The sequence below is a fragment of the Kitasatospora sp. NBC_00315 genome (assembly GCF_041435095.1).
GTDB lineage: Bacteria > Actinomycetota > Actinomycetes > Streptomycetales > Streptomycetaceae > Kitasatospora.
In genome coordinates this window covers 3,460,638-3,473,614 of the sequence record NZ_CP108025.1, presented here as the reverse complement: position 1 = coordinate 3,473,614, position 12,977 = coordinate 3,460,638, and the positions used below count along the sequence as shown (strand labels likewise).

At 72.1% G+C, this 12,977-nt stretch carries 11 protein-coding genes and 1 tRNA gene; 8 read left to right on the top strand and 4 right to left on the bottom strand.

Annotated elements, in window-relative coordinates; all coding sequences use genetic code 11:
* Positions 1-46 precede the first annotated feature (46 nt).
* Together OG823_RS13945 and OG823_RS13940 are read right to left on the bottom strand one after the other, a co-directional pair.
* The gene (locus OG823_RS13945; RefSeq protein ID WP_371479837.1) at positions 47-829 is read right to left on the bottom strand and encodes a TetR/AcrR family transcriptional regulator; all 783 of its coding nucleotides are present in this window, start codon (positions 827-829) and stop codon (positions 47-49) included.
* A complete protein-coding gene (locus tag OG823_RS13940) occupies positions 826-1,791 on the bottom strand; it encodes an acyl-CoA desaturase (protein ID WP_371479836.1) in 966 nt (321 codons plus the stop codon). Before OG823_RS13940 ends, OG823_RS13945 begins: the two co-directional genes overlap by 4 nt.
* 456 nt (positions 1,792-2,247) lie before the next feature.
* Between OG823_RS13940 and OG823_RS13935 the strand changes: the two genes are divergently transcribed.
* From OG823_RS13935 to OG823_RS13905, 7 genes are all read left to right on the top strand, one after another.
* Positions 2,248-2,320 (top strand) — tRNA-Gln (locus tag OG823_RS13935).
* Between the two features lie 152 nt (positions 2,321-2,472).
* On the top strand, positions 2,473-3,939 hold the full coding sequence (gene glmU, locus OG823_RS13930) for a bifunctional UDP-N-acetylglucosamine diphosphorylase/glucosamine-1-phosphate N-acetyltransferase GlmU (RefSeq protein ID WP_371479835.1): 1,467 nt from the start codon (positions 2,473-2,475) through the stop codon (positions 3,937-3,939).
* A gap of 203 nt (positions 3,940-4,142) precedes the next feature.
* Positions 4,143-5,120, top strand: coding sequence for a ribose-phosphate diphosphokinase (locus OG823_RS13925; protein ID WP_371479834.1), 978 nt, complete (start codon positions 4,143-4,145; stop codon positions 5,118-5,120).
* 287 nt (positions 5,121-5,407) lie between these two features.
* Positions 5,408-5,998 carry a 50S ribosomal protein L25/general stress protein Ctc gene (locus OG823_RS13920; RefSeq protein ID WP_371479833.1) on the top strand — a complete coding sequence of 197 codons (591 nt, stop codon included), beginning with the start codon at positions 5,408-5,410 and terminating at the stop codon, positions 5,996-5,998.
* 124 nt (positions 5,999-6,122) lie between these two features.
* Entirely contained in the window at positions 6,123-6,704 is a 582-nt protein-coding gene (gene pth / locus OG823_RS13915; RefSeq protein WP_371479832.1) for an aminoacyl-tRNA hydrolase, read from the top strand.
* 299 nt (positions 6,705-7,003) lie between these two features.
* Positions 7,004-7,222: a response regulator transcription factor gene (locus OG823_RS13910; RefSeq protein WP_371479831.1), complete on the top strand. Its 219-nt coding sequence runs from the start codon at positions 7,004-7,006 to the stop codon at positions 7,220-7,222.
* A gap of 206 nt (positions 7,223-7,428) precedes the next feature.
* Positions 7,429-7,695 (top strand): hypothetical protein, encoded by a 267-nt coding sequence (locus tag OG823_RS13905; RefSeq protein ID WP_371479830.1) that lies wholly within the window; start codon positions 7,429-7,431, stop codon positions 7,693-7,695.
* Positions 7,696-7,977: 282 nt separating this feature from the next.
* On the opposite strand, the gene ppc is transcribed toward OG823_RS13905, so the two are convergent.
* A complete protein-coding gene (gene ppc, locus OG823_RS13900) occupies positions 7,978-10,785 on the bottom strand; it encodes a phosphoenolpyruvate carboxylase (RefSeq protein WP_371479829.1) in 2,808 nt (935 codons plus the stop codon).
* 307 nt (positions 10,786-11,092) lie between these two features.
* On the opposite strand from ppc, the gene OG823_RS13895 reads away from it, so the two are divergent.
* Positions 11,093-12,370, top strand: coding sequence for a sensor histidine kinase (locus tag OG823_RS13895; protein ID WP_371479828.1), 1,278 nt, complete (start codon positions 11,093-11,095; stop codon positions 12,368-12,370).
* 66 nt (positions 12,371-12,436) lie between these two features.
* Here OG823_RS13895 and OG823_RS13890 read toward each other — a convergent pair whose 3' ends face one another.
* Positions 12,437-12,907, bottom strand: coding sequence for an SUKH-3 domain-containing protein (locus OG823_RS13890; protein ID WP_371479827.1), 471 nt, complete (start codon positions 12,905-12,907; stop codon positions 12,437-12,439).
* Between the last annotated feature and the right edge of the window lie 70 nt (positions 12,908-12,977).

Below are 12,977 nucleotides of genomic sequence, written 5' to 3'. Positions count from 1 at the left end.
GGGCGCTGCCGTCCCCCCGTTCGGGCCGTGCCGTCCCCGTTCGGGCTCAGGCCTGGCGGTCGCCCACCAGCTTCGGGTGCCGCTCCATGCCCTCCAGGCCGTGCCAGGCGAGATTCACCAGGTGCGCCGCCACCTCGGCCTTGCCGGGCTTGCGCACCTCCAGCCACCACTGCCCGGTGAGCGCGACCATCCCCACCAGCATCTGCGAGTACATCGGGGCCAGTCGCGCGTCGAACCCCCGGGCCTTGAACTCCAGCCCCAGGATGTCCTCCACCTGGACCGCGATGTCACTGATCAACGACGCGAAGGTCCCGGTCGACTGTGCCACCGGCGAGTCCCGGACGAGGATCTTGAAACCGTCCGTGGACGTGTCGATGTAGTCCATCAGCGCGAACGCCGCCTGCTCCAGCAGCTCCCGCGAGTGCCCCCCGGTGAGCGCCCCCGTCACCATGTCCAGCAGCAGCTGCATCTCGCGGTCGACCACGACCGCGTACAGCCCCTCCTTGCCCCCGAAATGCTCGTAGACCACCGGCTTCGACACCCCGGCACGCTCGGCGATCTCCTCCACCGACGTCCCGTCGTAACCGCGCTCGGCGAACACCGAACGGCCGATGTCCAGCAGCTGCTCCCGCCGCTGCTTGCCCGTCATCCGGACCCGGCCGCCCCGGGGCCGGGCCGCCGGGGCAGCGGCCCGCTGGCGGCCCGAGGGAGCCGCCGCGGTGCCTGCCGCAGCACCCGCCGCAGCACCCGTTCGCGAGGTCCGCCGGCCGTCTGCGCTGTCTCCGCTGCTCCCGTTCACCCCTACATCATGCTGCAGCCGACGGGTCATGCGGCGCGACGGGCGGCGATCCGCTCCGCGTCCGGCCAGCGGACGTCCCGCGCCCACCCGGCCTGTTCGAACCACCGGATCAGCCGCGCCGAGGAGTCCACCTGCCCGCGGAGCACGCCGTGTCGCGCCGAGGTCGGGTCCGCGTGGTGCAGGTTGTGCCAGGACTCCCCGCAGGACAGGACGGCCAGCCACCACACGTTGCCCGAACGGTCGCGCGACTTGAACGGCCGCGCGCCGATCGCGTGGCAGATCGAGTTGATCGACCAGGTCACGTGGTGCAGCAGTGCGACCCGCACCAGCGAGCCCCAGAAGAACGCCGTCAGCGCACCCTGCCAGGACATCGTGATCAGCCCGCCGGCCAGGGGCGGCAGCAGCATCGAGATCAGCGTCCAGAGCCAGAACAGCCGGGAGATCCGCTTTATGGCCGGGTCCGCGATCAGATCCGGTGCGTACTTCTGCTGAGGGGTCTGCTCCTCGTCGAACAGCCAGCCCATGTGCGCCCACCACAGGCCCTTCAGCAGGGCCGGGACGCTCTCGCCGTAGCGCCAGGGCGAGTGCGGGTCGCCGTCCTTGTCGCTGTACCGGTGGTGCTTGCGGTGGTCGGCCACCCAGCGCACCAGCGGCCCTTCGATCGCCAGGCTGCCGGCCACCGCCAGGGTCAGCCGCAGTGCCCGGTTCGCCTTGAAGGCGCCGTGGGTGAAGTAACGGTGGAAGCCGATCGTGATGCCGTGGCAGGCCACGAAGTACATGACGACGGCGATCGCGAGGTCCGTCCAGCCGAGCCCCCATCCCCAGGCCGCCGGCGCCGCCGCGACCAGGGCCAGGAACGGCACTGCGATGAACAGCGCGAGCGTGATCCGCTCCGCGGGGCCCTGCTTCTCACCCCCGCGGGTGGCGGACACCAGTTGCTCGGGTGAGGGGGTGGGCGCTGTGGAGCGCTCCTGGCCGGCCTGGACAGTCATGGGGCATCCCTAGTGGGAGGGGAGACGGGGAGCCTACGTGGGCGTAACCTACGGCATCGTAGGTTGAGCGGTGCCCCCGTGGGAAGTGCGGCGCGGGTGATCCCAACAGGGCTTTAGCCTTTTCACCCGAACGGATGGGCGAAGGTGAAGGCCGCCGGTGGCACCGTCGCCGGCCCCCGGACGGGCGCGGTCGCCGGCCGGTCTCCCGCCGTTCGCCCCAGGTTGGGCCGCGGTGGGTGGAGCGGTCGGTGCGGGCGACGTTCGGGCCCCATGATCCGGGCACGGTGCGCGAGAACACGGCTGGTGTCCACCGTGGCTGTCTGATGATCAGCGTGCTCGACGGCGCCGACTTCTCCCGCCGGATCGAGGGCCGATGGAGGGGCTCGGCGGATACGCGGGGAAGGGGCACGGTCGATACACGGGGCGGCGCCGACTCGGGTAGGGTCTGAGCAACTGTCCGCCGTGGGGTAATTGGCAGCCCGCAGGCCTTTGGAGCCTTGCAGTGATGGTTCGAGTCCATCCGGCGGAGCATTGTGTGGTGAGAACCGGGCCTCCCGGGCCCGAGGTGTCGTGGCCGGTCACGGGCCCCCGGCTATCCTCGAAGCGCCGGGGCGCGGACGTGCGGACTTCTGAGCCTCGGGCCGTTCTCCCTCTCCGTGAACCGACCGAGGAGCCTCCCGCGTGAGTGCCAATTCCCCTGCCGCTGTCATCGTGCTCGCCGCCGGCGGTGGCACGCGGATGAAGTCGAACAGCCTGCCGAAGGTTCTGCACGAGGTGTGCGGGCGGTCATTGGTCGGCCACGCGGTCGCCGCAGCCGAGGAGTTGGCCCCGGAGCAGCTGGTGGTCGTGGTGGGTCACCTGCGCGAGAAGGTGGAGGCGCACCTGTCGGCGCACTACCCGGCGGTGCGGGCGGTCGTGCAGGCCGAGCAGAAGGGCACCGGCCACGCGGTGCGCACCGCCCTGGAGGCGCTGGCGGCGTCCGGTGTGACGCTGGACGGCACGGTCGTGGTGACGACCGGGGACGCGCCGCTGCTGACCGGGGCGACGCTCGCCTCGCTGGCGACCGCGCACGAGGAGCAGGGCAACGGTGTGACCGTCCTGTCGGCCGTCGTGCCGGACGCCTTCGGGTACGGCCGGATCCTGCGCGACGAGGCGGACGGAGCGGTGGCCGCGATCGTCGAGGAGAAGGACGCGTCGTACGCCCAGCGGGCGATCCTGGAGATCAACTCCGGCGTGTACGCCTTCGACGCGAAGCTGCTGGCGGACGCGCTGTCGCAGGTGACCACGGACAACGTGCAGGGCGAGGAGTACCTCACGGACACCCTGGCCATCCTGCGGGGGGCGGGGCACCGGGTGGGCGCGGTGGCGGCGGCCGACCACCGGGACATCCTGGGCATCAACGACCGGGTGCAGCTGGCGCAGGCGCGGCGGCTGCTGAACGACCGGCTGGTCGAGCAGGCCATGCGCGAGGGCGTGACCGTGGTGGATCCGGCGTCGACCTGGCTGGACGTGCAGGTCACGTACGAGCCGGACGCGGTGGTGCTGCCGAACACGCAGCTGCAGGGTGCGACGCACCTGGGCGAGGGCTGCGAGGTCGGTCCCAACTCGACCCTGCGCGACACCCGGGTGGGCGCGGGCGCCCATGTGAGCAACACCACGGCGGACCGCGCCGAGGTCGGCGAGAGCGCCTCGGTGGGGCCGTACGCCTACCTCCGCCCGGGGGCGAAGCTGGCCCGGAAGTCGAAGGTCGGCACGTACGTGGAGATCAAGAACTCCGAGCTGGGCGAGGGCGCCAAGGTGCCGCACCTGTCGTACATCGGGGACACCACGATCGGCGAGGGCACCAACATCGGCGCGGCCTCGGTGACGGTGAACTACGACGGGGTGAACAAGCACCGCACGGTCATCGGGGCCCACTGCCGCACGGGGTCGGACAACATGTTCATCGCGCCGGTGACGGTGGGGGACGGCGCCTACACGGCGGCCGGTTCGGTGATCACGAACGACGTGCCGGCGGGTGCGCTGGGAGTGAGCCGGGCGCAGCAGCGCAACATCGACGGCTGGGTGGCGCGCAAGCGTCCGGGGACGTCCTCGGCCCAGGCGGCCGCCGCTGCGGCGGGGGTGGCGGGCGGGGCGTCGGAGGGCTGACGCGGCTGGTGGGGAGGTCCGAGGGCTGGTACCGGAGCGGACGCTTTCTGCGCGGGCGCGTAACCTGGAGGACATACGTGCGCCATTGGGCTTTTGGGTCCGGTCGAGGTGTACGGACAATCCCCGACCTTCATCGCTTCAGGCGGCTGCCTGCCCGCGGTGCGGCGGGTTCATGTGCGTAAGCAACGCGAGGAGACGGTGCAGTGAGCGGGATCACGACGTCGGGTGAGAAGAAGCTCAAGCTCTTCTCCGGCCGTGCCCACCCTGAACTGGCGAGGGAGGTGGCCGCGTCGCTGGGCACCGATCTCGTCCCGACCAAGGCGCTGGACTTCGCCAACGGTGAGATCTACGTCCGATTCCTGGATTCCGCGCGCGGTGCGGACTGCTTCGTGATGCAGAGCCACACGGCTCCGATCAATCAGTGGATCATGGAACAGTTGATCATGATCGATGCGCTGAAGCGGGCCTCGGCCCGGAGCATCACCGCCATCCTGCCGTTCTACGGGTACGCCCGTCAGGACAAGAAGCACCTCGGGCGGGAGCCGATCTCGGCCCGTCTGGTGGCGGACCTGCTGGCCGCGGCCGGCGCGGACCGGATCATGGCCGTGGACCTGCACACCGCGCAGATCCAGGGCTTCTTCTCCGGCCCCGTGGACCACCTGTTCGCGCTGCCGCTGCTGGCGGACTACGTGGGCGGCAAGGTGGACCGCTCCAAGCTGACCATCGTCTCGCCGGACGCGGGCCGGGTGAAGGTGGCGGACCAGTGGTCCGACCGTCTCGGTGCGCCGCTGGCTATCATCCACAAGCGTCGCGACATGACGCAGGCGAACACGATCCTGTCGGCGGACGTCGTGGGTGACGTCAAGGACCGCGTCTGCGTCCTGGTCGACGACATGATCGACACGGCGGGGACGATCTGCGCCGCGGCCGAGGCGCTGTTCGACAACGGCGCGGCGGACGTCATCGTGGCGGCGACGCACGGTGTGCTGTCGGGCCCGGCGGCGGACCGGCTGAAGAACTCGCGGGTGAGCGAGTTCGTGTTCACCAACACCCTGCCGACGCCGGCCGAGCTCCAGCTGGACAAGATCACCACGCTGTCGATCGCGCCGTCGATCGCGGCCGCGATCCGCGAGGTGTTCGAGGACGGTTCGGTGACGAGCCTCTTCGAGGGCGTGCACTGACGATCTGTCCGGCGGCGGCCCCCATCCCCTCGGGGGGTGGGGGCCGCCGCCGATTTCACGGTTGACTGCCGGTGCGGTTAGACTCGTGAGACTGCTCGGCGAGGGATGTCGTGTGCCCGTTCTTCGGGTGTGCGCTCCGTGATCGACGCGCTGCTCAGGCCGGTTTCCGGCTGTCGGCAGAGTCGTGCACCGCCGAGTGACCCCCAAATCGTTCTTGTGGGTGTGGTCCCGGCGGTTTTTCGCGTTGCCTGCACCCCCGCGCCAGTTCTTTTACGAGGAGTGCAGTCGTGTCCGAGATCCGCCTTGACGCCGAGACCCGTACCGAGTTCGGCAAGGGTGCCGCTCGTCGTGCCCGCCGCGCCGGCTTCGTCCCCGGTGTCGTCTACGGCCACGGCCTCGCGCCCGTGCACCTCAACCTGCCGAGCCACGCCCTGATGATGGCGCTGAAGACCTCCAATGCGCTGCTGGTCGTCCCGATCGAGGGCAAGGACGAGTTCGTCCTGCCGAAGGCCGTCCAGCGCGAGGCCATCAAGCGCACCATCGAGCACGTCGACCTGCTGCTCGTGAAGCGCGGCGAGAAGGTCACCGTCGAGATCCCGGTCATCGCCGAGGGCGAGCTGGCCCCCGGTGGCAACCTGCTCGAGCACGTCCTGAACTCCCTCCCGGTCGAGGCCGAGGCCACCCACCTGCCCGAGTCCGTGACCGTGTCGGTCGAGGGCCTGGAGGCCGGCGCCTCGGTCACCGCCGGTGACATCATCCTCCCGAAGGGCACCACGCTGGCCGTCGAGGCCGACACCGTCGTCCTCCAGGTCATCGGCGCCCAGGCCTCGCAGGCCGACGCCGACGCCGAGGCCGCCGAGGCCGCTGCCGAGGCCTGAGCCTCGCGTACCGCCTAGGCGTACTGCTTGCGACCGCTGCCCCGGCTCCTCCGCTCCGTCGGAGGGCCGGGGCAGCGGTGCGTCCGGGATGATGTGCTGGGGACGGCACGCTGAGGAGCGTTTGATGAGCGACGACGAGTACACCGGGCCCTGGCTGATCGCCGGCCTGGGCAATCCGGGCGAGGGCTTCGCCCGCAACCGGCACAACATCGGGTTCATGGTGGCGGATCTGCTGGCGCAGCGGATGGGCGCGAGGTTCAAGGCGCACAAGAGCCGTGCGCAGACCGCCGAGGGGCGTCTCGCCGGGCGGCGGGTGGTGCTGGCGAAGCCGATGACCTTCATGAACCTCTCGGGCGGTCCGATGACGGGCCTGCGCGACTTCTACAAGACCCCGACGTCCTCGATCGTGGCCGTCCACGACGAACTGGACCTCGACTACGCGGTGCTGCGGCTGAAGCTCGGCGGCGGGGACAACGGGCACAACGGGCTGAAGTCGATGACGAAGTCGCTGGGTCAGGGGTACTACCGGGTGCGCTGCGGGGTGGGCCGGCCGCCGGGGCGGATGGAGGTCGCGGACTTCGTGCTGAAGGACTTCTCCTCGGCGGAGCGCAAGGAACTGGACTGGTTCGTGGACCGGGCGGCGGACGCGGTCGAGGCGCTGCTCGCGGAGGGCCTGGAGCGGGCCCAGTCGACGTACAACTCCTGAGCGGGGCGCGCGGATCCTGGGCTCCGCGGTCCGGGTGCGGCGTTCCGGGGGTGGGGCCCCGGGCGGGCATTTTGGCGGATTGGATGACGATTGATCAGAAGTCATCCGGGTGAAGGCAGTCGATCAACTCGGTTGCGGGGTCAGGTCCGTGAGGTGCTGCTACTGTCGACGGGCGGGTCGTCCGCCGGAGGGGGAAGGCGGCCCAGGGGAAAGGGATCGCAGTGTCAGACCTTCACGGTTGTCCCATCGAGACGTGCCCTTGCCGGATCGGGCCGCTGCCCGACGGCCGGCTGACCACGATGTCCGATCGTGAGTACGAGGTCTTCGGGCATCTGGGCATGGGGCTGTCGAACCAGGAGATCGCCCGCCGGCTGGTCCTCAGCGAACGGACGGTGAAGGCCCATGTCGGCCGCGTCGTCAAGAAGCTGGGGTTCGAGACCCGCACGGCCGCGTGCCTGGCCGCGCAGCTGCACCTCTTGCGGATGTGCCCGTTCGGACAGTTGAGCTACTCGATCTGAGCGGGCCGTCGGCCCCCGCGCTGCCGCCGGGTGTTCGCAACGGTCGTACAACGCTTGGCCGCGGGTGACTGATCCGGCGTGAGATGGGTAGGGCCGATCGGATACGGTCGAGCCGGTACGCGAAGGGGTCTGGGGAGTGCTCGATGCGGAGAATGCAGCGTGTGCGACGGATACGTCGTGCACGGGTGGTAAGGCTGGGGCGGCGCATGGGCGTCGGCGCCGTGGGGGCGGTGGGCGCCGCAGGGGTGATGTTCGGCGGAGCCGCCGCGGCGCACGCGGAGAGCGCCGCTGAGCCCGACACGGGGGTGGTCTCCTCACCGGTGCCGGTCTCGGCCGAGTTCGCGCCGGTGCTCAGCGATTCGGTCGGCGGGGACTCAGGACTGCTCGCGGTCGGCGGCGGCCTGGTCGTGGTGGCCGGCGGAGCCGCGCTGTGGCTGAAGCGGCGCCGTTCCGGAGGGCTGGAGGCGTCCTGACGCGCGATCGCCACTGGACGTGGAACGGCCGTGGGGCCGGTACCCGGGAGACCGGTACCGGCCCCACGGCCGTTCCACGTTCCGGCCCGCCCGGCCGTGACGGCCTCGCCCCGTACCGCCCGGCCGGCTTCGCCCCGTCTCGGCGTCCGCGCCCCGTCTCGGCGTCCGCGCCCGTCTCGGCGTCCGCCGCCCTCCACGGCGCCGCCGTGGCCCCTGACACCACCGCGCCCCGCCGGAGTGTTCCGGCGGGGCGCGGTGCGGTGCGGTGCGTTCGGGGCGTGGTCAGCCGGTGTTGCGCAGACCGGCCGCGATGCCGTTCACGGTGAGCAGCAGCGCGCGGGCGCGCAGCGGGTCGTCCGGGAGGCCCTGGGCGACCAGCTCGCGCTGGCGGCGCAGCAGGGCGACCTGGAGGTAGGAGATCGGGTCGAGGTAGGCGTCGCGGACGTCGAACGTCTGCTTCAGGACCTCGTTGTGCTCCAGGAGTTCGCTCTCACCGGTGAGGCGCAGGACCTCCTTGAGGGTGAGGTCGTGCTCGGCGACGATCTGGTCGAAGACGTGGTGCAGTTCGGCGGGGACGAGCTGCTCCACGTAGTGGCGGGCGATCCGCAGGTCGGTCTTGGCCAGCGTCATGGCGACGTTGGACAGGAAGTTCTGGAAGAAGTGCCACTGGCCGTGCATCTCGTCCAGGACGTCGCCGAGGCCGGCCTCGCGGGCGGCCGCCAGGCCGGAGCCGACGCCGTACCAGCCGGGGACGATCTGGCGGGACTGGGTCCAGCCGAAGACCCACGGGATGGCCCGCAGGCCGTCCAGGCCCGCGCCGGAGTCGGGGCGGCGGGAGGGACGGGAGCCCAGGTGGAGCGAGGCGAGCTGGTCGACGGGGGTGGCCGCGAAGAAGTACTTCGGGAGGTCCTCCTGCTCGACGAGCGCGCGGTAGGAGTCGTGCGCGGCCTCGGAGACCCGGTCCATCGCGGCGTCCCAGCGGGCCAGCTCCTCGGGTGCCTGGCGCGGTGCGGTGTGCAGGGCGGAGGCGGCGAGCGTGGCGGAGATGGTGAGTTCGAGGTTCTCGCGGGCCAGTGAGGGCAGCAGGTACTTGTCGGAGATCACCTCACCCTGCTCGGTGACCTTGATCTCGCCCTCCAGGGTGCCCCAGGGCTGGGCCAGGATGGCCTCGTGCGAGGGGCCGCCGCCGCGGCCGACGGTGCCGCCGCGGCCGTGGAAGAGACGCAGCCGGATGCCGTAGCGGTGGGCGACGTCGCGCAGCCGGCGCTGGGCGCGGTGGATCTCCCACTGGGAGGTGGTGATGCCGCCGAACTTGGAGGAGTCGGAGTAGCCGAGCATGACCTCCTGGATGTCGCCGCGCAGCGAGACGAGCAGCCGGTAGGAGGGGTCGGAGAGCATCTCGTCCAGGATGCGGTCGGCCTCCTGGAGCTCGTCGGTGGTCTCCAGCAGCGGGACGATGCCGATCTTGGCGATCCCGGCGTGCAGGTCGATCAGGCCGGCCTCGCGGGCGAGCACGGTGGCGGCGAAGACGTCGTCGGCGCCCTGGCACATCGAGATGATGTAGCTCTCGACGATCTCGTCGCCGAAGCGCTCGAAGCCCTCGCGGATGGTGTTGAAGACGCCGAGGGTCTTGGTGCCGGCGGCGTCCAGCGGCGCGGGGGTGGGGGCGAGCGGGCGGCGCGAGCGCAGCTCCTTGGCGAGCAGCTTCTGGCGGTACTCGCGCGGCATGTCGGCGTAGCGCCACGCCTCCTCGCCGAGGCGGTCGAACAGCTGGCCGAGGGCGTGGTGGTGGGCCTCGGCGTGCTCCCGGACGTCCATGGTGGCGAGCTGGAGGCCGAACGCCTCGATGGTGCGGATCGCGCGGGCGAGCCGGCCGTCGGCGATGAGCTGGCCGCGGTGGCCGCGCAGGGAGTCCTGGATGAGCTTGAGGTCGGCGATCAGGTCGCGGGTGCCGCGGTAGTCGCGTCCCTCGACGTGCGGGGTGCCGCCGGCGAGGCGCTCGCGGGTGTTCTCCAGCTTGAGGCGGACGCAGGTGGCCTTGAGGCGGTAGGGCTCCTCGGCGTTCATCCGCTTGTAGCGCGGGCTGAGCTCGGGGAGCAGGTGCAGGTCCGTGTTGAGCGAGGCGAGCAGCTCGACCGAGGCACCGGCGAGGCGCTCGGAGGTGGAGAGCGAGTTGCGCAGGTCGTCGACCGCGGCGAGGGCGTCCTTGATGCCGTACTCGTGCTGGAGGTTGAGGACGTCCCAGGTGACCTGCGGGGTGACGTTGGGGTTGCCGTCGCGGTCACCGCCGATCCAGGTGCCGAAGGTCAGCGGCCGGACGCCCTCGGGGAGGGTCAGGCCGACCCGGGCGAGCTCCTCGTGCAGCTCCTCCAGGACCTCGGGGACGGCGTCGCGGTAGAGCTCGTCCAGGTAGTAGACGGCGTTGCGGGCCTCGTCGGTGGGCTCGGGACGGGCGATGCGCAGTTCGTCGGTCTGCCAGAGCAGGTCGATGACCTCGGCGAGGCGGCGGTCGGCCTGGCGCTTGGCCGAGCTGTGCCGGGCGGGGTCGGTGGTCGACAGGCCGGAGGCGACGTGCTCGCGGTGGATGCGCTCCAGGAGCTCGCCGACCCGGCGCAGCTTGTTGAGGACGCTGCGGCGGGCGGCCTCGGTGGGGTGCGCGGTGAAGACCGGGCGCACGGCCAGGTGGGCGAGGGTGTCCTCGAGGTGCTTGGGGTCGGCCTCGGCGAGCTGGTCGGCGGTCTGGGCGAGCAGCGAGCCCTCGCGCGCGCGACGGGTGGCGAACTCCCGGCCGCGGTGCACCTGCTCGGTGACGTTGGCGAGGTGGAAGTACGTGGAGAAGGCGCGGACGAGCTTGCCCGCGGTGTCCAGGTCGATGTCGGAGAGAAGCTCGGCGGTCGCCTCGCCGTCGGTGCGGCTGAGCAGGCGGACCTGCTCGACCAGGCCCAGCAGCTGCGGGCCTTCCTGGCGTACCAGCGTCTCGCCGAGCAGGTCGCCCAGTCGGCGGATGTCCGCGCGCAGTGCGGCGTTGTCTGCGATCGGGTCTGCGGCGGTGTTGGGGCTGTCCGCCGGGGTGGGGACCGGAGCGGTCACGGCTGGCTCCCTGTGGTGGTGGGGTTCGGCAACGGCTCTCTCCCCCGGCCTTCGGCCGTGGGATGCCCCCATCGGGTGAGGGGGTGGCGTGCGGACCGCGCTGTCCGACGCGACCAGCATAGGTGTGAAGGGGGACGCCGTCCGAGAGGTGGCCGGATCGCGGACACGTCCGGCCCGTTCGCGGCGCGGGTGATCCGGCGGGCCGGGCACCGGTCTGGACCACTGGGCGGGTGCGCGGGGTCGGCCGCCGTGGCGGCCGGTGCGCGTGCACGGTCCCGGAACCGGGGCAGGGCCTAGGCTGTCGCCCATGAGCAAGACACCGGGGGAGGGCGGTCGGAAGCGGCCGCTGTGGTGGTGGAAGCGGCGGCGCAGCGCTGTGCTGGACATCGGTCTGGCGGCGCTGGCGGGCCTGGAGTGCGCGATCGGGGCGTACGACCTCATGGCCGGGCGGCTGGGGCTGGGCGCGGCCTGGGCGGTGGTCGCGGCGGTCCTCGGGGCGCTGGCGGGGGCCGTGCTGGTGGTGCGCCGGCGGTGGCCGGCGGTGCCGGTGCTGGTGGCGCTGGTCTTCGTGCCGGGGCTGTTCGGGGTGATCCTGCTGGTGGTGTCGCTGTACACGCTGGCGGCGACCTGGGAGTGGCCCTCGCGGCGTCGACGGGTGGTGGCGCTGGGCGTGCTGGCCTTCGCCGAGGCACTGGCGATGACGCTGATCGCGGTGCTGACGCCGGAGACCGCCCGGGGGGACGGGCCGCCGGAGTGGGGGCTGGTGCTGCTGGCGGTGCTGGTCGCGGTCGGGCTGACGGTGCCGCCGGTGGTGACCGGCCTCTACATCGGGGCCAAGCGCCGCCTGGTGGACTCGCTGAAGGACCGGGCGCACGGCCTGGAGACGGAGCTCGACCTGCTCGCCGAGCAGGCCCACGAGCGGGCCCGGCGGGCGCGGCTGGAGGAGCGCACCCGGATCGCCCGGGAGATGCACGACGTGGTGGCGCACCGGGTGTCGCTGATGGTGGTGCACGCGGGCGCGGTGGAGCGGATCGTCGAGCGGGATCCGCAGAAGGCGGCACAGAGCGCCAAGCTGGTGGCGGAGGTGGGCCGGCAGGCGCTGGACGAGCTGCGGGAGATCCTCGGGGTGCTGCGGATGTCGGAGGATCCGGGCGGTCGGCCGGATCCGGCGGACGTCCTGGCGGGTCTGCCCCGGCTGGTCGCACAGTCGGAGGCCGCCGGGATGGCGGTGACGTTCACGGTCAGCGGGTCGCGCCGGGCGTTCGGCGCGCAGGCGGAGCGGACGGCCTTCCGGGTGGTCCAGGAGGGCCTGACGAACGCGCACAAACACGCGGGCGGGGCCCGGGTGGCGGTGCTGCTGGCGTACGTGCCCAACGGCGTCCGGGTGGCGGTGGTCAACGACTGCCCGGGCGGCGCCGGGGAGCGGGCCGCGCTGCCCGGCGGCGGCAACGGCCTGGTGGGGATGCGGGAGCGGGTGGAGGCGCTGGGCGGCACCTTCGCGGCGGGTGCGGAGCCGGACGGCGGGTTCCGGGTGGAGGCGGTGCTGCCCTCCCGGCTGGCGCTGCCGGACGGGAGGCTGGGCTGACCGCCGGCCGCTGACCCCTGACCGCCCGGCCGCCGGGCGGTCACCGGTTCGCGACGGCCGGCGCCGTCACACGGCTGCGATGCACAGCCGTGCGGGGGTGGTGCCGAGCAGCAGGGTGGTGACGGCCTGGTCGACGCTGTCGCCGAGATACCACTCGCCGGTGTGGTCGAGGCTGTAGACCCGGCCGGCCTCGTCGATGGCGAGCAGCGCCCGGCCGTACATCTCCTCGCCGAGCGGGGCGAGCCTGGTGTCCAGCGCGCGGCCGAGGTCGGCCAGCGTCCGGGGCTGGTGCAGGCCGCAGAGCGGGTCGAGTAGGAACGGTGTGCGGGCGAGCTCGCGTCCGGCGCCGGCCGACTCGAAGGCGAGGCCGCCGAACTCCGCCCAGGCTTCCACGGCCGCCGGGAAGACCGAGTGCCGTACGCCGCCCGGGTCGTCGGCGGGGGCGTCGTGGCCGGCCAGGGTGTCGGCCCACTGCTCGGCCTGAAGGATCTGCCAGCGGCCCGGGTGCCAGCCGGCCGTCTTGAGATCGGCCGCCACGTCGGCGGGGAAGCGCGGCCGGAGCCGGGTGGGTGCGGTCTGGCTGAGCGGGTTCAGGGGGTGCTCCAGC